Raw genomic sequence first — 816 nt, forward strand, 5'->3', positions numbered from 1 at the left:
GCACTTTCTATCTGTTGCTACAGCTCACCGATTCTGCCCTGCCGATTGGGGCTTATTCCCACTCCTGGGGCTTGGAAGCTGCCGTTCAAGCGGGTCAACTTCGCGATCGGGCTGGGGTGCAGCAGTACCTGTTGGGGGTTTTGCACATGGGCTTAGCCCCCACCGAGGGCAGAGCCTGTGCCTTGGCCCATCGTCTATCCCGATTGGGATCCGAGTCGGGAGTGGAGAAGCTGCAGCAACAGCTGCAAGCAACCCGTTGGGCGGCAGAGCCGCGCCAAGCCAGCCTAGATTTGGGGAAACGCCTAGCTCAACTGGCAGAACGCACCTGGGGAATCTCTGTCCCCAAGGCAGAGGGGGATCCACTGCATCATTCCGTGGTGTTTGGCTGGATCTGCGCTCAGGCGGGCATTGGGTTGGAAGATACCCTGCGTGCCTTCTTGTTCTCCTCCCTCACTGGGCTGGTCTCGGCAGCGGTGCGTCTGGTACCTTTGGGGCATACCGAGGGGCAAAGCCTATTGGCTCAGTTGTACGAGCCCATCGAGGCAGTGGTACACCAAGAGATCCTGCCGGTTGTGAAGCGGGCCGAAAGGCCAAACCTCTCCCCCAGCTGGCCGGCTTTGGGCAGCTTCACCCTCCTACAAGAACGCGATTGTCAAGTCCACCAACAGCTCTATTCCCGCCTTTTTCAATCTTGAAAGCCGTCAACCCTCACCCCTAAACCCTTCTCCCAGAGGGAGAGGGGAGTTCAGCTAGAAATCGCAGGAGCCCCGCACTGTACCCGTAGGGTCGGTGTCGGGAGGAATGCGCTTTGATGAA

The 816-nt window shown here is 59.3% G+C and carries 1 protein-coding gene; it reads left to right on the top strand.

Annotated elements, in window-relative coordinates:
• Window positions 1-695, top strand: a 695-nt coding sequence (locus NW837_RS13355; protein WP_414332114.1) for an urease accessory protein UreF, incomplete at its 5' end; no start/stop codon positions are given.
• Window positions 696-816: the final 121 nt, after the last annotated feature.

Source organism: Synechococcus sp. R6-10, from assembly GCF_047461815.1.
Lineage (GTDB): Bacteria > Cyanobacteriota > Cyanobacteriia > Thermostichales > Thermostichaceae > Thermostichus.